Raw genomic sequence first — 19,933 nt, 5'->3', positions numbered from 1 at the left:
AATTCTCCCGCAAGAGGTGGCGGCGAAGCGCCACCCCCAGTGCCGGCCGCCGTCAGGGCCTTCAACTACTCGCCTTTTACTGCTCCGGCGGTCAGACCCTGGATGAAGTATCGCTGACCGAACATGTACGCAACCAGCAAGGGAAGTGTGGCGATGGACATTCCGGCCATAACCGTCGGAATGTCGAGACTGTAACGACTTTGGAACCCGGTGAGCCCAACCATCAGCGTCTTCATCTCATTGCTCTGCATGAGAACCAGCGCGAGCAGCAGCTCGTTCCAGGCCCACAGGATGTTGACTATGGCCAAAGTGGCCAGTGGCGCCTTAGAAAGCGGAAGCACAATTCGGACGAAGGTGACCCACGATGATGCGCCGTCCATGCGCGCAGCCTCAAGTATCGACACGGGTACCGTCGAGAAGAAGTTCGTGAGCATGTAGATCGAGAACGGCAGCATGAGCCCGATGTAGATAAGGATGAGCAGCCGAAAGGTCGAGATCCATCCAAGTTGCGCGCCAAGCTGGAAAAGCGGGATCAGAAGCACGACCGGCGGGATCACCATAAGCGAAACGACGACGCCCAAAATTGTGCTTCGCCCTGGGAAGTCCCAATGCGCGAATCCCCACGCCGCGAAAGCGGCGACCGCGATCGTGATGACCGCCGAGAGCCCCGTCACTATCACGCTGTTCATGAACCAGGCCGGGAACTGGTCGGACAGCACCCTCGAGAATCCATCCAAATTGGGCGACAAGGGCAACCCGAACGGTGAGCTCAGAAAGTCCGACTGAGTCTTGAAAGCGCCGGTGAACATGACGTATGTCGGTAGCAGGGCGACGAATGCGACGACTACGAGAAGGGAATACCGTGCGACTGCTCCGCTGCGTCGTCGCATTAGCGCGATCATGTTACTCCGAAAGGGTTCTGCGCAGGGACCTGCGCTGCATGTGGAAGAAGACAGCGACCAGGACCATCGTGCCGAGGAAGAGAATGACGGCGGCGGCGGCGGCCAGTTCAGGCTGCATGTACTGGAAGGCATTCCGGTAGATGTAGAGCTCGCTCACGACGGTGGCGTCGCCTGGTCCGCCTTGGCCGTTCGTCAGCACGTAGACGTAGTTGAAGACCCAGGAGACCATGGTGATCGCCTCGTTGACCATGTAGAACGCGACAATCCCGCCCACTTGCGGCAACGTGATCGACCAGTGAGTTCGCCAGAATCCGGCACCATCCAGTTTCGCCGCTTCGTAGATCTCGGTGGAAACGGTCAGCATGCGCGCAAGGATCAACACCACGCCAAAGCCGACTTCCTTCCACATGATGATGCCGGCCATCGTCCAGAGCGCGACGTTGGGGTCGCCCAGCCAGTCGAAGGCAAACATGTCAAGGCCGAGGGCGTGCAGCGCCTGGTTAATGGGTCCGTTGCGCTGGAGGAGTTGGCCGAAAACCACGGCCACAACAGGGACCGCGAGGATGTAAGGCATGAAGACGACGGCGCGGAAGAAACCGAGACCCTTCTTTGTCTCGAAGAGCACAATCGCGACCAGCAGCGCCACTGCCGTGACGACTGGGACAGCCAGGAGCAGCAGGAAGTTGTGCCGGAGCCCTGTGGTGAATAACGGATCACTGAGGACAAGCTGGAAGTTCTCCAGCCCTACCCAGTCGCCCTGATAGGTCAAGGATTGGCCGAAGAGCGTGACCATTGAGTAGCCAAAGACGAGAAGTAGCACAGCGGCGGCTGGTGCGATCCAGATGGCGGCATTAACGCCCGGGCGGGAGAGGCTCGAGCGCGAGCCCCTCCCACCCGAGATTGCGGGGGCTACCGCCGTGGAGGTTACTGCCATTGGTTACTTCGACCAGGCGGTGAAGTTCTTCACCAGCGATCGATCGGTCGTGCGGAGACGGGCCGCGGTTGCCTCCATGTCTTCCGCCGCTCCTTCCGCCGTCTGGGATCCTTGAAGTACGAGCTGTACGTTCTTGAACACAGCGTCGGAGTCGAGTTGCGGCGGGATGTAGTTCTCCAGGTACGGGGAACCGTCGGTCGCCAGATCGAACAGCTTTCGTTGTGACGCTGAGGTGACCTGTGTGCGGTCGAATCGATCGTCAGCCGGCATGGATCCGGTTGTGGCGTACCACGCGTTGAGTTGTTCCTCCTCGTGCAGGAAGGTGATGAAATCGGCGGCAACCTGGGGGTACTTCGCCCACGAGGTGATGCCGAGCGTCTGAGAGGAGGAGCCGAGCTTGCCGGCGAGTGGTCCTGCGCCCCAGCTGGGCATGGCCATCACCTCGACGTTGGCATCGCCCCCGGCCTTCTTGACGAAGTTCATCGCGTCCGTGCCCGCGGTGACGGTCATGGCTGCGGTGCCGTCGACGAAGCGCTGCTGCGCCTGGTAAAGCTCTAGAGAGTTGATGTCATCGTTCCAGCAACCGTGGTCACGGGATTCTGCGAGACGCTTCCACCACTCAGCATGCTTGGCGCTGGTGAAGGACTGCTTGCCCACTGTCGCTTCGAGGACGTCCTTCTGTGAGTCGAGATTCTGGGCGCCGAGGATGGAATACAGCCAACCACCGAACCAACCATCTTTGACGCCGCCGGCAAGGGTTGTGATCCCCTTTTCGGACAGCGCGTCGCAAACCGACATCAGGTCCGTCCAGTCCTTGGGAACGGTCAGCCCATGAGCGGCCAGCAGGTCTTTTCGCACGAGCAGCGGGAACGAAGGCTGGACGTACCAGGGCGCTGTCCAGACCTTGCCCTCAAAGGTCTCCTCCGTGGCATTGAGATAGTGCGCGAGTTCGGATTTGGGGATGTAATCGGACACGGGAACGATCTGCTTGTTCCAGGCGGGCGTGAGGGCGTTGGTTCCAGCCCAGAAATACTGGAGATCCGGACCGGATTTCGATGCGGCTGCTGCCTGGAACGACGGGATGAGTCCGTCGGTCGTCTGCAACACGGCGTCGATGGTGACGTTTGGACGCTTCTTCTCGTAGGCAACGATGGCGTTGTCCATGAAGGCCTGGGCGCCGGGCGCCTCTTGCTCCCCCCAGTACCACATGGTGAGCTTGACATCCTCAGTCGGGAACTCGGCCACCGTGGCGGGAGCGCTGGCCCCGGGGCCACTGCACGCGGTCAGCGCAAAGATACCCGCGAGCATCATTGCTGCGGTTGTCCGTCTCGAGATCATGGCCGGTCTTCCCTTTCGATTGGTTCTGGAGAGCTTTCTGCCCAGAGGTTCGGTCCGATTCCACTTGAGGAACGACGGTGCCCCGTCTGAGCGGAGCCGGTCTCGTCCTCGAGAGCAACCAAGAATCAAATAGTACGATGTAATCACGCGAAATACTAGAAGGAGCAGGTCACAATTGTTAGCGCGTCGGTACGAACACAGGCGAAACGAATCGGTCTGAGATTTTTAGTATGACTTTTCTGAGACATTTTGCTTCGAGTCCAACTCGACCGCGTAGCTGAGATTCCTTTTCCCATCGAGGATCACTTCGAGCATCGCCTCACCGGCTGTTCCCTGTGCTGCGCGATTCACGGACTCGTATACCAGCCGATGGCGCTCGACGTCTTTGGAGAAGTCCAGCACTTGCTCGCGCTCAAGCAGCGCCTTTTGTTGCAGGTCGAAGCTGAGATGCAGGAAATCGGCTACGAAATAGCCGAATCGCTGAAGAAGAACGTTGTGTGAAGCGGCGAAGACGGCCATGTGGAACTCCACGTCGCTTTCGGCGTATCGAGCGGGGTCCCTTACGTTTTCGGCCATGGACAAGTGCGCCTTCGCGATGCGTTCCAGATCGGCCTTACTCGCTCTGGCCGCAGCGAGGCGTGCCGCGGAAGGCTCCAGAATTTCGCGAAGCTCGACGAGGTCGCGAATTATCGCCTCGCCCTTGCCCTCCTCGCTGGACCAGGTCAGCACGTCGCTGTCAAACGCGTTCCACAGGCCTTCGGGGCGCACTCGGGTGCCGACTTTCTGTCGGATCTCAATGAGCCCTTTGGCCGCGAGGACCTTCGTGGCCTCACGGAGGGAAGTGCGGCTGACTCCGTATTCCTCCATGAGCTCGGCCTCTTTGGGGAGAAGGCTGCCCGGCTCGTATCTTCCGCCAACGATTGCGCGCCCTATCGCATCGATCACCCGACCATGCGCACCCCGCATGTTGTAGCCCGAACTGCGGTCGTAGTCATCTCTTTGCGTGCTCACGTTGTCATCTTCTCAGGTAGGCGTGCGCCCGGCGATCAGAGTGCGGTGGAGCTGGAGAATAGCGTTCGCCCTGCGACCTTGATCTCAACGGGCACGGCGTATCGGGCGATGGCCGCAGTGTTGACCTCGATGCCGAGTCCGGGAGCATTCGGAGCATGAATGGTTCCGTTGTCGTCGATGTCCAGCGTGTTGACGGTGATATCGATGGCCAGCTGCTTGGGCTCAACGGGGTATTCGCAGATGCGATGTTCCGCGAGACCGGCGAATGGCTGGAGAGAGGCCGAAAGGGCCAAATGCGACGTGAAGGTGTGGTTGACGTAGGTGACACCAGAAGCCACGGCATGCTCGGCCACCTTCTTGGCTGCGCCCAGCCCGCCAATGCGCCCACAGTCGATCTGCACGAAGCCGACCTTGCCGTAGTCGATCAGATTGATTGCCATACGCTCGTTGTGCGCGCCTTCGCCTCCGGCCAGGCGGACGCGCGGACTGCGTTCCGCGAAAGCGCTGTAGGCCGAATAGGCGTCGGGGAGAAACGGCTCTTCAAGCCAGGTAACGTGCTGGCTTTCAAGAGCGTCTAACCGCTCGAGGGCCAATGCCGTGTTCTCCACCCAAATCTGGCCAGCATCAACGAGCAAGATGCCATCGCGACCAAGCGCGTCTCTTGCGGCAGCCAAGTGCTCGGCGTCAGCCGCGACTGTGCCCTCTCCGAAACCGCCCCACCCGACTTTAACCGCGCGGAAACCGCGAGCCGTCGCGGCCCGGACGTGCTCAAACGTCTCCGCGGGTGTTTCACCGAAGAGCATCGATGCATACGGTGTCTTGGCGTGGGTGGCCGAGTAGCCAAGCATCTTCCAGGCGGGGAGGCCTCGCTCCTTGCCCAGGGCGTCCCACATCGCCATTTCGATCCCGGAATACGTGTGTGGCGCCTGGAGAAGGTCCATACTATTCCGTTGGACGAGGGCGCTAATTCGCGCGATGTCGGTTGGCGAGTTGAGCTGTTCTCCGAGCACTGATGCAGAAACCGGTTGGCAAACTCCGTGGGATCGAGGGGCGACGTACGCCGCGATTGACGTCAACGGTGACGCTTCGCACTCGCCCCAGCCCACGTTGCCGCCCGCCTCGAGACGTACCAGGAGGGCGTCCTGGCTGCCGTCCGCTTCCAGGGTGATCTCGGGCATGGACAAGTAGAAAAAATCAATGGCGTCTATGCGCACGAGGAACCAATCTGCCGATGGCGATTCGACGAGTCGGTCAGGGTTGCGACCGGTCGAGAAAATCGCTGCTTTCGATGAATATTAGCAATAGATACTACTTTTTACGAGAATAGGCCTTGAACCCATATCGAATGATCAGTGGCTCATCCGGGACCAGGGCGATCGATGTCGCAAATCCCATATCGTTTATCGGATTCGGCAAGGTCGAAATTGAATCGGCCAGGTCAAATGCCGCAGCAATGGGCTCAATGCCGAGACCCCGATAACGGCTGTTCCATGGATCAGTGCCAAGTGCCCGGTCCGCAATCCATAACTGCGCGGAGGGTAGCAACTGATGGTCCCAGTCGATTTCAAGGGCCGCGGCTTCGTCGAGGAACTCAACGGTTATGGGTTCGCGCACGCCGCATAATTGCAGAACCTCTTCTGTGGGGTTGTTGAACGGAAGGCTTCCAAAGTCCTGAGACCCGCCTGCGCGCACAGGGATTTCAGCGAGATTCTGGAATCGCCTACCCGGCACTGCCTGGGTCGCTTCCGGCTGCAAAGAGGCGGGGTACGTGAGCCCAACGTCGAATCCCGCAGACAATCTCAGCGCGCCCGGGCGCGTGGGAAGGCGAATGATTGGGTGCAGCCCCACGGACGTTCTCAACTCGCGGCGCGCGTTTATGGTGAGTGACAGGTTCAGAGATGGAGCGCCGGGCACCCCGTCGATTCGGCGTTCAAGAGAAATGATGGAATCATCATCCGGGTAATCGAGGCGCAGCGTGATGCCACCCTCCCTGAGCTCCGCGATTTCCCATTCCGCGTCTGCGGCCCTGCCGTGCGGCGGATTGTTGGCCGAGGAGCCAATCACGCCCGCCCACTCGGTGGCCACATTCCGAACTTCACCGCCTTCACCGAATGGGAGGCAGACAAATTCTCCGGCGAGTTCGCGCAGATGCCCCGGGTGGCCAGAGACACCCGTACCGACCCAATCCGCACGGGCGAAGGGCTCAAACTCGACGCCACCGAGGTCGAATACGCAACGCGACAGCATCGCTGCCGTCGAGAGGACCTCGACGCGGCCGTGCGACCAGGCGAAATCGTGCACGGTCATGCGTCGCCCAGCGAACATGGCCAGTCGGCAAGCCCCGCAACACCAGGGCTTGCAACGTAGAGAGCGCCGGCACCGGCGCTAGATATTCGCCCCCCATAAGGATGGGCTGCCGTGGTGATGAACATTGTCGTCATCCCCTCGCCAGCGAATGCCATGCTTGTCACGTTTGGGGTCGGCACGAGGATTGTCTCGCTCAGTGTGCCGTCGGGTGTCCACCTCGTGATGCGGGAGCCCCCCCAATGGGCAATCCAGATTCCCCCCTCGACGTCCATTGCGAGGCCGTCGGGGATCCCCTGTGTCTCGTCTAATTGCATGAAGACACGTTTGTTGTGGAGAGTGCCGTCAGCGTCCACATCGTAGGTGAGCACGCGTCCGGCCAGCGTGTCACTGACGTACATCGTTGCGCCGTCCGCGCTGAATGCGGGACCATTGCTGACTGTGAAACCTGACTCGGCTATGGTCGAGGACCCGTCGGACTCAAGCCTGAAAAGTACCGCGTCTGGACTTGTTTCCGTGAGCTCGGCGGTGCCGATCCACAGGCGACCCTGGCTGTCCGTACCCGCATCGTTGTATGCCAGGCCCACGTGGCCCAGTAGCGGGTGCGCGACGGCACTTTCCGCCATGCTCTCGAGGTTCACGAGAACAATCCCGTCCCGCTTGGCCAACAACAGGGACCCTGTTCTCGTGCTTCGGACAAGAGCCCCGAGAGGTGCCGGACCATCGATGGCGTGCCGGGAAACCAGCCCCGTCCCGATATCCATGGAGTTCAAGCTCGGTCGCGCGAGGTCCAGCCAATGCAGCATTCCCGATTCGGGGTCCCAGATGGGCGATTCCCCCAGCGTGTTTCCACAGTCGACCGCAATTTCTGCCTTCATGATCTGCCGCCGTTCATCAGAAAAAAGTACCTGTCTGTCTTAAAGTAGTATGAATTGTATTCACACGGGCGCGACATCAAAACCGTGGCCGCACCGCGCGCGCACAACTCGGCCTTCAGACGGAAGGATTTACGGATGGTTTCAGCATCACGAGTCGCCCTGGTCACTGGGGCAGCGAGCGGCATCGGCGCCGCAGTGGCCCGACGTCTGGCGCGAGATGGAATCGCAGTGATCTGTGCGGACATAGAGAATGACGGCGCCGAAAGCGTGGCCTCAGCGATTCGCGCCGCGGGGGGACAGGCCGAAGCGCTCGCCCTCGATATAACGAATGACGCGCAGGTCTCCGACGTGCAGAGGTCGATCCTCGCAGGATTCGGCCGGCTCGACATCCTGGTCAATAACGCCGGCATTGGCGGCGAGATCGACATTGCTGATGTTGATCGCGCGACGGTGCGGCGCGTCCTCTCGGTCAACCTTGAAGGTGCGATCGCCCTCACACTCGCAGTACGGACCATGCTCATTGCCTCGGATGCCGGACGCATCCTCAACATCGCCTCGATCCAGGGCTTTCTGGGTGCAAGGAACTCCTTAGCCTATGGAGCGTCCAAGGGCGGTCTGGTGAACTTCACGCGAGGACTGGCCTGCGACCTTGCTGACGACAATGTCCTCGTCAACGCGCTCGCGCCGGGTTTCGTCGATACCCCCATGGCGCGTTTTGCGGATGGCAGCACCGAGTACGACACTGATTGGTTCCGCGACATCTATGTCGAAGGAGGCCGGATTCCACTGCGCCGCCCGGCGGCCGCGAGCGAGGTGGCCGAGGCGGCCGTTTTCTTCTGCTCCGCGGCGAACACCTATGTGACCGGGCAAGTTCTAGCAGTCGACGGGGGGCTCACAGCGACGTTCTGACAGCTCCGGAATCACGACGTAAGACTCGGTCGTTTTTCGCGCATTCGCGACGATGCGCGCGATCGAGCCCGGAGGTCCTCGCCAGGCGAGGCTGGAGCAGAGACTGCTGCGCGAGGCCGGCCGGCGCTCCTCGTGCTCAAGAAGCGCCGGGTCATACGGCTGGTGGGAACGACCACGAGCCTGTGGCCGTTGTGTTCGCGTCCTGGGCTAAGGACGAGGCGCGATGACTGTCTGACGTTGCACGCCCAGACCGTCGATGCCGAGTTCAATCACATCGCCGGCCTGCAGCCAGATGGGCGGCTTGAATCCCATGCCTACCCCGGGCGGGGTTCCCGTGTTGATGAGGTCTCCGGGCTCCAGCACAAGGAACTGGCTGAGGTAGTGCACGATGAAGTAGGGATCGAAGATCATGGTCGAGGTTGAACCGGTCTGGCGTCGAACGCCGTTGACATCCAGCCACATCCCCAGGCTGAGGACATCGTCGATTTCATCCGGCGTAACCAGCCACGGGCCCGCGGGGTTGAAGGTCTCAGCGGACTTCCCCTTCGACCATTGGCCGCCTCGCTCGATTTGGAAAGCGCGCTCGCTCACGTCGTTGACGACCACGAACCCGGCAATCGCATCACGGGCATCGTCCACGCTGTCCAGGTAACTCGTGCGCTTGCCGATAACGATGCCGAGTTCGACCTCCCAATCCGGCTTGGTCGAGCCTCGAGGGATGCGCACATCGTCGTTTGGTCCGACCAGCGTGTTTGGAGATTTCGTGAAAAGGATGGGCTCGGCGGGAACCGCCTGGCCGGTCTCGGCGGCGTGGTCGCTGTAATTGAGACCGATGCAGAGGATCTGGTGAGGCCTCGCGATGGGCGCTCCCACCCGCTCGCCAGCGAACGGGGAAACGGCGTTCGAGGCGATCCGTTCGGCCACGGGTCCTCGAAGAGCCTCTAGGCCCCCTCGGCTGAAGAAGGATTCATCGAAGTCGCTGACCAAGTCAGAAACATCGACGTAGCTCTCATCGCTGACGCGAACGACGGGCTTCTCGGAGCCGGCGGCTCCAATTCTCATGAGGTACATGAATGATCTCCAATGGTTGGCGGAAGGCAAGCTGGATGCGGACTGGTTTTGAGAGCGCGAGCTGACCTGCGCTCAGAACGATCGCACTTGTAAAAGGGGCGGGAATTGCACATAGTCAGTGGGTCGACTCCTCCGTCGAGTGGCCGGCAACGGCCGCGCGGATGGCGGGAAGGTCATCGATGAGGGTCTGAAGTGGCGTTCGATACGCGAGAGCGCTGACGCTGATCGCCCCGCTCGGAATCCTCGGCGAAGTTAGGAACGCGGGGAGGGCGATGCAGTTCACGCCGGGTTCGCTCTCCTGGTCGTCGACGCTGTAGCCACGAGACCGGATCCTGCATAGTTCCGCATGGAGATCTTCGACCGTAGATATAGTTCGCTCGGTCTTCCGCTCGAGTGGGCTGTCGCCCACCCAGGCGCGCACCGCTTCCTTGTCAAGAAGTTCGTAGGACAGCAAGAGCTTGCCGACACCGGTCGCGTGGGCGGGATTGCGGCCGCCGATCGTTGAACTGAGCTTGATGGCCCCAGCCGGCGGGTCGACCTTGGCCCGGTAAACCACGGACCTTCCCTCGAGGACGGCATAGTGCACGGTCTCCCCGTGCTTTTGCGAGAGCAACTCGAGAATCGGTTGTACGCGCAAGTGGTCCGGTCTCGCCTCGTGGTGTGCGAAGGCCATGCGCAGGAATTCGTCGCCGAGCACGTAATGTCCTCGCCCATCCTGGTTCGCGAACCCCGCTCGCCTGAGCGCGGCGAGCGCACGGTGCACGGTTGGTTTTGGGCTCTTCATGGCGCGCGCGATGTCGTCGAGTCCAATTCCGTCCGGGTGTCCGGCCAGTTCAGTGAGAACGGCCAGGACACGATCTGAACCGACCAGCCGCTCTTCGGGAACGTGTTCCGCGGCGTCGTCTCTTCGAGTAGTCTGCATGGTATTCCAAATGTTAGACCGTCATTCCAAAAAATGGAATCTGACGATTCATGTGAAGCATCACAGTCCCAGTCAGGACTGGGAGATGCTGCCGAGAAACCGAACGAACGGGAACGAGCCAGCCGTGATCAATGAGATGCATTCCTCGGCCCGCCCGAGCAAGGTCGGCTCGGTCGATCGAGGTCTGCTTCGTGCCCTTGAAGGGGCTGCGCCGGGCGCCGTGCGTTCCCGGGCATCCGACCGGCTTGCGTACGCTCACGATGCTTCCCACTACCTGCTCGCCCCGCAGGCTGTCGTGACCCCTATGGGCGCCGGCCAGGTGTCAGCGTTGCTTGGCGTTAGCGCGGCTCACGGCGTTCCGCTCACGTTTCGCTCAGGCGGAACGAGTCTCAGCGGCCAGGCCTCCTCCGATGGAGTGCTGGTCGATACGCGGCGCAACTTCCGCGAAATTGAAGTCCTCGAAGACGGCGCGCTCGTACGCGTGCAACCGGGTGCCACGGTGCGTCAGGTGAATGCTCGCCTGGCGCCTTACAGGCGTAAGCTCGGCCCCGACCCGGCCAGCGAATCGGCCTGCACCATCGGCGGCGTCGTCGCCAACAACTCGAGCGGGATGGCCTGCGGCACTGAGTACAACGCCTACCAGACCCTGCAGTCCACGATTCTTGTGCTCGCTAGCGGAGCGGTCATTAACACGGCCTTGCCCGACGCCGACAACCGGCTGCGTGCCCTGGCGCCCGAGCTGCACGAGGGACTCTTGCGGCTGCGCGACCGAGTGCGCGGCAACCCCGAATCATTGCGCACGATCGCGAAGTTGTATTCGATCAAGAACACAATGGGCTACGGGCTGAATTCCTTCGTCGATCACGAACTGCCGATCGACATTCTTACCCACCTGGTTATCGGGAGCGAAGGTACCCTTGCCTTTGTTGCAGAGGCCACCTTCCGAACGGTGCCCGTCAAGACACACCTCGCCACCGGCCTCCTACTCTTCGACGATCTCCGGGACGCCACCGGTTCGCTCACCCAACTCGTCGCGGCCGGGCTGGCGACGATCGAACTCCTCGACGCCACGAGCCTGCGAGTCGCTCAGCGGGACCCTCAGGCGGGTGATCTGCTCACTTCCATCGTCGTGCGCAACCACGCAGCCCTACTCGTGGAATATCAGGAAGCGTCCGCTGATGCGCTCGTCGACCGCCTCAGCGCAGGGCAACGGATGCTTGACGAGCTACCGCTCTCCGTCCCAGCAGCTCTGACCGGCGACGCCAAGTCCCGCGCCGCTCTTTGGCACATCCGCAAGGGCCTGTACGCGACGGTCGCGGGGAATCGACCCTCTGGCACGACTGCCCTGCTCGAGGACATCGCCGTTCCTGTGGCCTCCCTCCTGGAGACCTGCGCCGAGCTCACGCGGCTCTTCGACCGCCACGGCTACGAGGAGAGCGTCATCTTCGGTCACGCCAAAGACGGCAACATTCACTTCCTGCTCAACGAACGCTTCGACCGCGCCGAGCATCTCGACCGCTACATCGCGTTCACCGAGGACATGGTGCGGCTCGTTCTCGCCCAGGACGGCACGCTCAAGGCCGAACACGGCACGGGACGCATCATGGCCCCCTACGTGCGGCGCCAATACGGCGACGAACTCTATGGGGTGATGCAGGAAATTAAGAGGCTCTTCGATCCGCGTGGACTGCTCAACCCGGGTGTCCTTCTGAACGAAGACCCCCGATCGCACGTATCGAACCTCAAGACCACCCCGACTGTGGAAAAGGAAGTCGACCGCTGCGTCGAGTGCGGCTACTGCGAGCCCGTCTGCCCGAGCAAAGATCTCACTCTCACCCCCCGTCAGCGCATCGTGCTCCGGCGCGAGATCGCCAACGCCGAGGCGGCGGGAGACACCGCCCTGCTCAAGCAGCTCGAGGATGACTATCAGTACGATGCCGTCGACACCTGCGCGGTCGACGGCATGTGCCAGACAGCATGTCCGGTTCTCATCGACACAGGCGACCTTGTCCGCCGACTCCGCACCGAACAACGCACAGGCCTCGAACAGGGCGCCGGGAAGCAGGCGGCGCTGCACTGGGACGCGGTCAGTCGAGTCGGTGCCCTCGCGCTCACCACAGCCCAGAAGCTACCCGCACCCCTCGTGACGGCGGCCGCCGCCGCCGCCAGGGCGGTTATCGGTGCCGAAACTGTGCCGCTCTGGGAGAAGGATCTCCCCGGTGGGGGCACCCCACGCCTAGCCCGAGCCGCTGAGAACCCACAGGCCGTCTTCTTCCCCGCCTGCATCGGCGCCATGTTCGGGCCGGCCGATGGAGCGCCCGGGGTGAGCTCCGCCCTCCTCAAGCTCTGCGAGCGGGCGGGGATGGACGTGACCGTGCCGGAGGGGATCGGGAGTATGTGCTGCGGCACGCCGTGGAAATCAAAGGGGCTAACCGACGGTTACCGCGAGATGAAAGACCATGTGCTGCCGATCATCTGGGAGGCGAGCGACCAGGGACGGCTCCCCGTCGTCTGCGACGCCGCCTCCTGCACCGAGGGACTGGCGCGCATGATTGGAGACGTCGACGACCGGTACCCCGGACTTCGGATCATCGATGCCGTGACCTTCGTCGACGACCACATCCTGCCCCTGCTCAGCGTCGACAGCCGACTGGATTCTCTGGCATTGCATCCCACCTGCTCCTCTACGCACCTCGGCACCAACGAGGCTCTCCAGCGAATCGGGAGTGCGGTCGCTGACGAGGTCATCGTCCCAGACGGATGGGGCTGCTGCGGGTTCGCCGGCGATCGCGGCATGTTGCACCCGGAGTTGACGGCATCCGCAACCTGGCGTGAGGCGGCGGCGGTCGCAGAACGCGACTTCAGCGCCTACGCCTCCACGAACCGCACCTGTGAAATGGGCATGACCCGTGCTACCGGCCACTCCTACCAACACGTTCTCGAAGTACTCGAGCAAGTTACCCGACCGCAAGGCCCCAAAACAATTCCAAACCGGCTCCCGCCACTCCCCAAGGAAAGCTGAGACATCACATGCGCGCACTCGTCCTCAAGGAATTCGGACATCTGGTCGTTGAAGAACGCCCCGATCCAACCCCCGGCCACGGAGAGGTGCAGCTCGCCATCGTGGCCACTGGCATCTGCGGCTCCGACATTCACGGCTTCACGGGGAAGAACGGGCGGAGGGTCGCCGGCCAGATCATGGGGCACGAGTCCGTTGGGCGAATTGTCGCCCTCGGCGAAGGAACGGAAACCTCGGGCCTGAGGATCGGCCAGGTCGCGACGTTCAACCCGCTCATCCTGCCAGAAGAGGATCTGAAGACCTTCGCCGGCCGGGAGCAGCATTCCCCTAATAAGCGTGTCATCGGTGTTGCCGCCGACATCGTTTCTGCGTTCGCGCAACAGGTGCTCGTGCCGATGCGGAACATCGTTCCCCTGCCAGACAGCATGCCCATCGCCTACGGCGCCCTCATCGAACCGATCGCCGTCGCAATCCATGCGGTAAATCGCGCCGGGGTGAGGACAGGAGACGGGGTGCTCGTAATCGGTGGGGGCCCCATCGGCCAATCCATTGTCCTTGCTGCCCTGCGAGCGGGCGCCGCTGCTGTTCTCGTCAGCGAGGTGGATCCGGAGCGCCGGTCGCTGTGCGAACGTCTCGGGGCCAGGACAATCGATCCGAGGGTTGCTCCACTCGCGGAGCAGGTTCGCGCCGCGCTCGGGCGGCTTGCTGACGTTGCGCTGGACGCCGTGGGGCTCACATCCACTGTCAACGATGCGCTGGTCTCGACGACGTTCGGTGGCACAGTCTGTCTGGTCGGTATGGGTAATCAGAGGCTGGATCTCGATGCATTCCGTGTCAGCACCGAGGAACGCACGTTAGTCGGGAGTTTCTCGTATTCCGTACAGGAATTCCTCGACGCGGCCGAATGGGTAGCCCGGGCCCCGAAAGAACTCGGAGAGCTAATCACCCGCGAGGTTGGTCTCGAGGGCGCCCATGAGGCCTTCGCTGGCCTGGCCCGCATGGATGGGACGCCTGGGAAGGTGCTGGTGCGCCTCGACAAGTGAACTAAGAGCACGCCGCACTGGGACGGGACTGACCCCGGTTTGGTTGACTCCTGACCTGTGAAGATTCGTTTTCGCTGAAGGACCTCTCACCGACTCGAGGCCCGCCACCGAGTAGCCGGCGCTCACCCGCAGGGAGTCGGGCAGGTCGTTGTGGCCGTCGATCAGGGGCACGCCCGCGAGCAACTCAGTCATCCGATCGAACATCGTCCCATTCTCCCGCACGGGGTCGATGGGACGGGCGTCCGCCGCCCGGCATGCTGCCGGCCTAGCCTCCGAGCGACATCGACATGGCCGGCATCGCGTCGATGTACTTGAGCACGAGCACGCCGGTGGACACGATGACGAGAAGAACGAGGGCGCCGATCGGCAGGAGCCCGCGGCCCGCCTGGCGGTAAACGACGACGGACCGCCCGATCACGTAGAGCCCCATCGACAGGAAGGCCCAGGCCCAGTGGAGCGGACGCTCGAAGCCGTCCGCCTCGAGCCCCCGCCAGTCGACGAACGCGAAAATGATCGAGGCGACCGAGATGGCCGAGCCGAGCACAGAGAGGAAGAGGTAGCCCGGGTCGAGGAAGGCCAGGCCCGACGTGACACCGATCAGGAACCCGGTGAGGTCGAACGTTGCCAGCGCGAACACGGAGAGCAGCGGCAGCGCGACGATCATCCAGATGGAGGCGCTGTAGACGGGCATCGCCGGGTCGCGGAGCGACACGCGGGCGACCGGGGGGTTCGCCGCAGAGGGATCGTGCACGTGCTGGGTCCACCTGGCGCCGTCCCACCAACGCAGTCGGCCCGCCCCGGAGGGGTCCGGGTACCAGCCTTGCTGCGTGGAGATTGTTCCGGTCGGGTCGCTCACGAGGACTCCTTGATGGTCGGGTGCGGCCAGCATAGGGGGCGCGTGGCGGTGCGTTTCAGCCCCCTATTGGGGGGCTGACAGATAGGCGTCGAGGGTGTCCTCCGTGAAAGCCTCCCGCAGCGCCGCGAACTTGACCGGGTCTATTTTCACGATGGGGTGCTCGCCCACGATGGCTGTGCCCTTGGCCGGCGCGGTGAAGAACGTGACGTCGTCCGCTCGCGTCTCGCGCAACTCGAGCGCGAGTCCGGCCAGGTAGGCGGAGTTGAGACCGGGATCGACCGCGAGGAAGGGCGCGACGGCGCCGACCAGGCCGCTGACCTTGCCGGGGTCGGTGAGGGTTCCCGCGCTCAGCACCTCGGTCATCAGGGCCTTCATGAACGCCTGCTGGTTTCGGGTGCGCTGGAAATCGCCGTCCCGGAACGCGTGCCTCTCACGCACGAAGGCGAGGGCTTCCGTTCCGTTCACATGGAGGGTTCCCCGCTTGAAGTAGCGGCCCTCGAGGCGGCTCGAGCTGAACGCCACCGGGTTGTCGATGTCGACGCCGCCGAGCGCATCCGTGACCCCCCGGAAGCCGGTGAAGTCGACGATGGCCACATGGTCCATCCGTGCGCCCAGCAGGCCCTCGATCGTTGCGACCGCGGTCGGCACGCCGCCGAGGGACAGTGCGGCGTTGATCCGCGCCTGGCCGTGCCCGGGGACGTCGACCCAGCTGTCCCGCAGGATCGACAGCACGTAAATGTGCGCCCGGTCGGCCGGGATGTGCACGACGATGACCGAGTCGGAGTGCCGGGCACCGAGGGCTGCGACCGAGCCGCCGCTCGGCCTGCCGGTGTCGGAGCCGAGCAGCAGGATGTTCTGCGCCTTGGCCGCCTCGCCCTCGAGCACGGGAGGGCGGAGCGAATAGGGGCGGGGAAAGGCCTCCGAGATCTTCTCCGTTTGCGTGTCGAAGGTACTGCTGAGGAACCACGCATAGGCGCCGAGGATGCCGCCGGCGAGAAGCAGCGCACCGACGCCGATGAGCGCGACCCGCCAGGTTCTGCGCTTGCGGGCGGGCCCGGCAGCCGCCTCGCGCGGAGACATCGCGTGCGTCACAGGGCACCCCACAATCCGTTGTGAGCCCACCCGACGGCTCGTCAGCAGTCTCATTCAGAGTATTCCGCCCGCCCAGCCTGTCAATGAAGTGTCGAGTCGGATTCATGTTCGCCGCCCCGTCGCACCTAGAGTGGGTCTCATGCGCACCCGACTCCACCTCTTCGTCCTGCGCATGAGGGGCCTCTTGATGCGGTCCTGCGCCCTCTGCGGAGGAGCGTCGGCCGGGCCCGTTCCCAGCTACGGCACCTACGGATTCTGCTCCCGCGATCACAAGGCGGAATGGCACCGCCACATGGTTATGTAGCTTGCAGGTCGCCGCTCTGAGCGCGCGGCTTAACCGATCGTCTGCACCTCGGGCTGATACAGGTCGAGGGTGTCGGTCTGGAAGGCCTTCTGCACGAGCGCGAGCTTGTCCCAGTCGATGTTCACGACCGACTGGCCGCCCTCGGTGCCCGTGCCCTTGGTCGGCATGGTGAAGAACGTGACGTTGCCGACGCGGACGTCGCGCATCTCCACCCCGAGGCCGGCGACGTAGGCGGAGTTCAGTCCTTCGTCGACCGCGAGGAAGGGCGCCACGGCGCCGACCAGCCCGCTGATCTTGCCCGGATCGGTCAGGGTCTCAGCGCTCAGGGTGGTCTTCAGCACGGCCTTGATGAAGGCCTGCTGGTTGCGCGCGCGCTGGAAGTCGCCGTCGCGGAACCCATAGCGCTCCCGCACGAAGGCGAGCGCCTCCGTTCCGTTCAGGTGGTTTGGGCCCTGCGCGAAGTAGTGGCCCTTCATGTGCGAGGAGTTGAAGGCGACCTGGTTGTCCACATCGACGCCGCCGAGCGCGTTCGTCACGCCCTTGAACCCGGTGAAGTCGACGATGGCCACGTGGTCGATCCGCGCGCCGAGCAAGCTCTCGATGGTCTCGACGGCAAGCGGCACTCCCCCGAACGCCATGGCGGCGTTGACCTTCGCCTTGCCGTGCCCGGGGATCTCCAGCCAGCTGTCGCGCATGATCGACATCACGTAGATGTTCTTCCGGTCGGCCGGGATGTGGGCCACCATGATCGTGTCGGTGCGCGCCCCGCCGGCCTCGGCGAGCGACGTGCCGATCGACCCCCGGGTGTCGGAGCCCAGGAGCAGGATGTTCTGCGCCTTCGACGCAACTCCCTCCAGCACGGGCGGGCGCGCGGCATCGTCCTTCGGGAAGGCGTCGGCGATCTTCTCGGTCTTGTTGTCGAAGGTGCTGCTGAGCGTCCAGGCGTAGACGCCGGCCCCTCCGGCGACCAGGAGCACGACGGCCCCTGCGGCAACGAGGGCGATGATCCAGCCCTTCTTCTTGCGCGAGGGCTGCGGCCTGGTCTTGGGCTGGGGCTCGTAAGCCGGGCCGGAGAAGATGTCAGTCATCAGGGTCGTCCCAATCCCAGGTAGGTCCAACCCGCGGCGCGCCAGGCGGCCGCGTTGAGCGTGTTGCGTCCGTCAATGATGGTCGGGGTGCGCACGAGCGTCGCTGCCCACACCGGGTCCAGCTCCCGGAACTCGGGCCACTCGGTGACCAGGACAACGGCATCCGCGCCGCGCAGGGTCTCCTCGAGGTCGGTCGAATAGCTCAGCTGCGGATGCCGCGCCCGCGAGTTCTCGATGGCCTGCGGGTCGGTGGCGACGACGTCGGCGCCGAGACCGCGCAGCTGCACGGCCACGTCGAGCGCCGGGGAGTCGCGCACGTCGTCGGAATGCGGCTTGAAGCTCAGCCCGAGCACGGCGACCTTGGCGGTGTGCACCGGCCGGCCGAGCGCGGAGACCGCGAGGTCGACGACCCGCTGGCGCCGGCGCAGGTTGATCGCGTCGACCTCCTTGAGGAAGGCGACCGATTCGCCCCGGCCGAGCTCCTCGGCGCGGGCGGTGAAGGCGCGGATGTCCTTGGGCAGGCAGCCGCCGCCGAAGCCGACGCCGGCGTTCAGGAAGCGGCGGCCGATGCGATTGTCGAACCCGATGGCATCCGCGAGTTGGGTGACGTCGGCGCCGGAAACCTCGGCGATCTCGGCCATCGCGTTGATGAAGCTGATCTTGGTGGCGAGGAACGCGTTCGCGGCGACCTTGACGAGCTCGGCCGTGGCATAGTCGGTGACCACGAGCGGGGTGTCGGCGGCGATCGCGGACGCGTAGACCTCGTTCAGCACGGCCGTGGCGTGCTCCCCCGCGTCGCCGCCGGGCACGCCGTAGACGAGGCGGTCGGGGCTGACCGTGTCCTGCACGGCGAAACCCTCGCGCAGGAACTCGGGGTTCCAGGCCAGCGAGGCCCCCGTGCCGGAGGCGGCGATCATCTCGGCGAGGCGGGCCGCGGTGCCGACCGGAACGGTGCTCTTGCCCACGACCAGGTCGCCGGCGGCGAGGTGCGGCAGCAGTGACTTGATCGCGGCGTCGACGTAGCGGAGGTCTGCGGCGTGGCTGCCTTGCTTCTGCGGGGTTCCGACGGCGACGAAGTGCACCTGGGCGCCGGCGGCATCGGCGATGTCCGTGCTGAATCGGAGTCGCCCGGAGTTCATGGCCGAGGTCAGCACCTCGGACAGCCCCGGCTCGAAGAACGGCGGCCGGCCCTGGGCCAGGTGGGCGATCTTGTCGGGGTCGACGTCGATCCCGATCACGTCATGCCCCAGCTCGGCCATCGCCGACGCGTGCACCGCACCCAGGTAGCCACAGCCGATGACGGACATTCTCATGCGAAATTCCCCATAGAGTCGAGCCTATCCGGTGCCAACCGCCTCCCCTTTCTGGGGGTGGCCCGGGCTGGCTGCGGCGATCTCTCCTCCCATAAGCTCGGGCGTGACGAAAATCCGCCCCGAGCAAAGGGGCCACCAGGCCCTGTTGCGACGGGGCCGCAGCCGGAAGTGGCTGCAGTACTCCTTCCTGCTCGCCGCCGCCGCGTCCGCGGGCGTCGTCGGCTGGGCCGCGCTGACCATGGACCTGTAGGTCCGGCCGCGCAGATGACCAGATCAGCAGGCGGGGGGCCTGCGTTCGCCGCTGTCGCACTCGCGATCGCGCTCGCGCTCGGTTCGCCTGCGCTCACGGCGTGGGCCGAGGTCGCACCGCCCCTGCCGACCACAGAGCCGGCGCCACCCGCGCCCGACCCGGTGACGCCCGACCCGGTGACGCCACCGGTAGAGGTCGTGCCAGATCCCGCCGACGACACGGTCTCCCCCGGTACGGTGCTCCCGCCGAGCGAAGAGCCTGCCGTCGACTTGCCGCCGGCTCCTGAAGCGGTGACCCCCACGCCGTCACGCCCGCGGCCCAGCACTCCCGGGGACCCGGCTCCGCAGCCGTCCGAGTGGATGCCCGGTCCTGCCGGCGGCTTCTCCAGCTTCTCCGAAGAGCCCACCGTTGGAGACCCGCAAGAGAGCATGCCGAGTGTCGCCAAGCCCGCGGTGAAGCCGAACCGCCCGTCCGCGCTCGTCCCGACGCCGGCCCCAACCGAAGCTCCCGCCCCGGTCGTCGCGGCCTGGAACGTGGACTACACCAGCCCCATCGCCGGTTCGGGCACCCCCACGCTCGCGGTGATTGCCCTCGGCGGCAGCCTCGCTGTCGCCGCGTTGCTCGGCATGGGAACCTGGTTGCACCGCACGCGCTGGGCGAATCGAGTGTCCGCAGGCCCGTTCCGCCGCCGCTGACTCC

At 64.1% G+C, this 19,933-nt stretch carries 19 protein-coding genes; 6 read left to right on the top strand and 13 right to left on the bottom strand.

Annotation, left to right across the window (positions count from 1 at the left end; all coding sequences use genetic code 11):
• Positions 1 to 65: 65 nt before the first annotated feature.
• From E3O23_RS14505 to E3O23_RS14475, 7 genes are all read right to left on the bottom strand, one after another.
• On the bottom strand, positions 66 to 719 hold the full coding sequence (locus E3O23_RS14505; RefSeq protein ID WP_166790525.1) for a carbohydrate ABC transporter permease: 654 nt from the start codon (positions 717 to 719) through the stop codon (positions 66 to 68).
• A gap of 184 nt (positions 720 to 903) precedes the next feature.
• The gene (locus tag E3O23_RS14500) at positions 904 to 1,695 is read right to left on the bottom strand and encodes a carbohydrate ABC transporter permease (protein WP_166790524.1); all 792 of its coding nucleotides are present in this window, start codon (positions 1,693 to 1,695) and stop codon (positions 904 to 906) included.
• Positions 1,696 to 1,839: 144 nt separating this feature from the next.
• A complete protein-coding gene (locus tag E3O23_RS14495) occupies positions 1,840 to 3,147 on the bottom strand; it encodes an ABC transporter substrate-binding protein (protein WP_166790523.1) in 1,308 nt (435 codons plus the stop codon).
• A gap of 252 nt (positions 3,148 to 3,399) precedes the next feature.
• Positions 3,400 to 4,185, bottom strand: a complete 786-nt coding sequence (locus E3O23_RS14490) for a FadR/GntR family transcriptional regulator (RefSeq protein ID WP_241983491.1) — start codon at positions 4,183 to 4,185, stop codon at positions 3,400 to 3,402.
• A gap of 35 nt (positions 4,186 to 4,220) precedes the next feature.
• Complete coding sequence (locus E3O23_RS14485; protein WP_241983490.1) at positions 4,221 to 5,363, bottom strand: mandelate racemase/muconate lactonizing enzyme family protein; 1,143 nt, start codon at positions 5,361 to 5,363, stop codon at positions 4,221 to 4,223.
• Positions 5,364 to 5,493: 130 nt separating this feature from the next.
• Positions 5,494 to 6,492, bottom strand: a complete 999-nt coding sequence (locus tag E3O23_RS14480) for a hypothetical protein (protein ID WP_134492177.1) — start codon at positions 6,490 to 6,492, stop codon at positions 5,494 to 5,496.
• Positions 6,489 to 7,367, bottom strand: a complete 879-nt coding sequence (locus E3O23_RS14475) for an SMP-30/gluconolactonase/LRE family protein (protein ID WP_134492175.1) — start codon at positions 7,365 to 7,367, stop codon at positions 6,489 to 6,491. The genes E3O23_RS14480 and E3O23_RS14475 overlap by 4 nt, the downstream gene beginning before the upstream one ends.
• 135 nt (positions 7,368 to 7,502) lie before the next feature.
• On the opposite strand from E3O23_RS14475, the gene E3O23_RS14470 reads away from it, so the two are divergent.
• Positions 7,503 to 8,276 carry an SDR family NAD(P)-dependent oxidoreductase gene (locus E3O23_RS14470; RefSeq protein ID WP_134492173.1) on the top strand — a complete coding sequence of 258 codons (774 nt, stop codon included), beginning with the start codon at positions 7,503 to 7,505 and terminating at the stop codon, positions 8,274 to 8,276.
• 207 nt (positions 8,277 to 8,483) lie between these two features.
• On the opposite strand, the gene E3O23_RS14465 is transcribed toward E3O23_RS14470, so the two are convergent.
• Both E3O23_RS14465 and E3O23_RS14460 read right to left on the bottom strand, forming a co-directional pair.
• Positions 8,484 to 9,347, bottom strand: coding sequence for a fumarylacetoacetate hydrolase family protein (locus tag E3O23_RS14465; protein WP_134492216.1), 864 nt, complete (start codon positions 9,345 to 9,347; stop codon positions 8,484 to 8,486).
• A 115-nt stretch (positions 9,348 to 9,462) separates the two neighbouring features.
• Positions 9,463 to 10,269 carry an IclR family transcriptional regulator gene (locus E3O23_RS14460; protein ID WP_134492171.1) on the bottom strand — a complete coding sequence of 269 codons (807 nt, stop codon included), beginning with the start codon at positions 10,267 to 10,269 and terminating at the stop codon, positions 9,463 to 9,465.
• Between the two features lie 136 nt (positions 10,270 to 10,405).
• Between E3O23_RS14460 and E3O23_RS14455 the strand changes: the two genes are divergently transcribed.
• Entirely contained in the window at positions 10,406 to 13,291 is a 2,886-nt protein-coding gene (locus tag E3O23_RS14455; protein WP_134492214.1) for an FAD-binding and (Fe-S)-binding domain-containing protein, read from the top strand.
• 8 nt (positions 13,292 to 13,299) lie between these two features.
• Positions 13,300 to 14,331 carry a zinc-dependent alcohol dehydrogenase gene (locus E3O23_RS14450; protein ID WP_134492169.1) on the top strand — a complete coding sequence of 344 codons (1,032 nt, stop codon included), beginning with the start codon at positions 13,300 to 13,302 and terminating at the stop codon, positions 14,329 to 14,331.
• Positions 14,332 to 14,596: 265 nt separating this feature from the next.
• Here the strand turns inward: E3O23_RS14450 and E3O23_RS14445 are convergent, their stop codons facing one another.
• Together E3O23_RS14445 and E3O23_RS14440 are read right to left on the bottom strand one after the other, a co-directional pair.
• Positions 14,597 to 15,187: a DUF2510 domain-containing protein gene (locus E3O23_RS14445; RefSeq protein WP_166790522.1), complete on the bottom strand. Its 591-nt coding sequence runs from the start codon at positions 15,185 to 15,187 to the stop codon at positions 14,597 to 14,599.
• 63 nt (positions 15,188 to 15,250) lie between these two features.
• On the bottom strand, positions 15,251 to 16,279 hold the full coding sequence (locus tag E3O23_RS14440; RefSeq protein WP_166790521.1) for an LCP family protein: 1,029 nt from the start codon (positions 16,277 to 16,279) through the stop codon (positions 15,251 to 15,253).
• Between the two features lie 139 nt (positions 16,280 to 16,418).
• Between E3O23_RS14440 and E3O23_RS18200 the strand changes: the two genes are divergently transcribed.
• On the top strand, positions 16,419 to 16,583 hold the full coding sequence (locus tag E3O23_RS18200) for a hypothetical protein (protein ID WP_166790520.1): 165 nt from the start codon (positions 16,419 to 16,421) through the stop codon (positions 16,581 to 16,583).
• 29 nt (positions 16,584 to 16,612) lie between these two features.
• On the opposite strand, the gene E3O23_RS14435 is transcribed toward E3O23_RS18200, so the two are convergent.
• Both E3O23_RS14435 and E3O23_RS14430 read right to left on the bottom strand, forming a co-directional pair.
• Positions 16,613 to 17,671, bottom strand: coding sequence for an LCP family protein (locus E3O23_RS14435; RefSeq protein WP_134492163.1), 1,059 nt, complete (start codon positions 17,669 to 17,671; stop codon positions 16,613 to 16,615).
• A complete protein-coding gene (locus E3O23_RS14430) occupies positions 17,671 to 18,984 on the bottom strand; it encodes a UDP-glucose dehydrogenase family protein (RefSeq protein ID WP_134492161.1) in 1,314 nt (437 codons plus the stop codon). Before E3O23_RS14430 ends, E3O23_RS14435 begins: the two co-directional genes overlap by 1 nt.
• Before the next feature lie 103 nt (positions 18,985 to 19,087).
• Here E3O23_RS14430 and E3O23_RS18195 point away from each other — a divergent pair, with 103 nt between their 5' ends.
• Positions 19,088 to 19,234, top strand: coding sequence for a hypothetical protein (locus E3O23_RS18195; protein WP_166790519.1), 147 nt, complete (start codon positions 19,088 to 19,090; stop codon positions 19,232 to 19,234).
• Between the two features lie 14 nt (positions 19,235 to 19,248).
• On the top strand, positions 19,249 to 19,929 hold the full coding sequence (locus E3O23_RS14425) for a hypothetical protein (RefSeq protein WP_134492159.1): 681 nt from the start codon (positions 19,249 to 19,251) through the stop codon (positions 19,927 to 19,929).
• Positions 19,930 to 19,933: the final 4 nt, after the last annotated feature.

The sequence above is a fragment of the Cryobacterium tagatosivorans genome (assembly GCF_004402215.1).
Classification (GTDB): Bacteria; Actinomycetota; Actinomycetes; order Actinomycetales; family Microbacteriaceae; genus Cryobacterium; species Cryobacterium tagatosivorans.
Note: the sequence above shows the minus strand (reverse complement) of the source record. Positions and strands in the feature narration are given on the sequence as shown.

Bases quoted from the DNA above. Each gene is read 5' to 3' on its own strand.
- E3O23_RS14500 (WP_166790524.1), bottom strand. From the start codon at position 1,695: ATGGTCACGCTCTTCGGCCAATCCTTGACCTATCAGGGCGACTGGGTA.
- E3O23_RS14495 (WP_166790523.1), bottom strand. From the start codon at position 3,147: ATGATGCTCGCGGGTATCTTTGCGCTGACCGCGTGCAGTGGCCCCGGG.
- E3O23_RS14485 (WP_241983490.1), bottom strand. From the start codon at position 5,363: ATGCCCGAGATCACCCTGGAAGCGGACGGCAGCCAGGACGCCCTCCTG.
- E3O23_RS14480 (WP_134492177.1), bottom strand. From the start codon at position 6,492: ATGACCGTGCACGATTTCGCCTGGTCGCACGGCCGCGTCGAGGTCCTC.
- E3O23_RS14475 (WP_134492175.1), bottom strand. From the start codon at position 7,367: ATGAAGGCAGAAATTGCGGTCGACTGTGGAAACACGCTGGGGGAATCG.
- E3O23_RS14470 (WP_134492173.1), top strand. From the start codon at position 7,503: ATGGTTTCAGCATCACGAGTCGCCCTGGTCACTGGGGCAGCGAGCGGC.
- E3O23_RS14465 (WP_134492216.1), bottom strand. From the start codon at position 9,347: ATGTACCTCATGAGAATTGGAGCCGCCGGCTCCGAGAAGCCCGTCGTT.
- E3O23_RS14460 (WP_134492171.1), bottom strand. From the start codon at position 10,269: ATGCAGACTACTCGAAGAGACGACGCCGCGGAACACGTTCCCGAAGAG.
- E3O23_RS14455 (WP_134492214.1), top strand. From the start codon at position 10,406: ATGCATTCCTCGGCCCGCCCGAGCAAGGTCGGCTCGGTCGATCGAGGT.
- E3O23_RS14450 (WP_134492169.1), top strand. From the start codon at position 13,300: ATGCGCGCACTCGTCCTCAAGGAATTCGGACATCTGGTCGTTGAAGAA.
- E3O23_RS18200 (WP_166790520.1), top strand. From the start codon at position 16,419: ATGCGCACCCGACTCCACCTCTTCGTCCTGCGCATGAGGGGCCTCTTG.
- E3O23_RS14435 (WP_134492163.1), bottom strand. From the start codon at position 17,671: ATGACTGACATCTTCTCCGGCCCGGCTTACGAGCCCCAGCCCAAGACC.
- E3O23_RS14430 (WP_134492161.1), bottom strand. From the start codon at position 18,984: ATGAGAATGTCCGTCATCGGCTGTGGCTACCTGGGTGCGGTGCACGCG.
- E3O23_RS14425 (WP_134492159.1), top strand. From the start codon at position 19,249: ATGACCAGATCAGCAGGCGGGGGGCCTGCGTTCGCCGCTGTCGCACTC.